The sequence below is a fragment of the Vibrio sp. 10N.286.49.B3 genome (genome assembly GCF_002873395.1).
Lineage (GTDB): Bacteria > Pseudomonadota > Gammaproteobacteria > Enterobacterales > Vibrionaceae > Vibrio.
In genome coordinates this window covers 1-235 of the sequence record NZ_MCUV01000023.1, presented here as the reverse complement: position 1 = coordinate 235, position 235 = coordinate 1, and the positions used below count along the sequence as shown (strand labels likewise).

Here is a 235-nt window from a genome sequence, read left to right as displayed (position 1 = left end):
GGAACATACCATTACCGTGGCGATTACCGGGGTTAATGATGTCGCAATCATCTCAGGCGATGCGGTTGGTGAAGTAGTGGAAGATGAGGCATCTCCGATCTTAACCGACAGTGGTCAGTTAACCATTACGGACACCGATGGTGTCCTACAAGAAGTGTTCGATCCAACTAGCGTGGTGGCTGCGGATGATGCATTAGGAGCTCTGACGTTAACCGAAGGCGGCGCTTGGACGTAC

Annotated in this window: 1 protein-coding gene; it reads left to right on the top strand. The window is 51.9% G+C overall.

The features are described from left to right. A partial coding sequence (locus BCU68_RS08670; protein ID WP_198591708.1) for a VCBS domain-containing protein occupies positions 1-235 on the top strand: 235 nt, incomplete at both ends.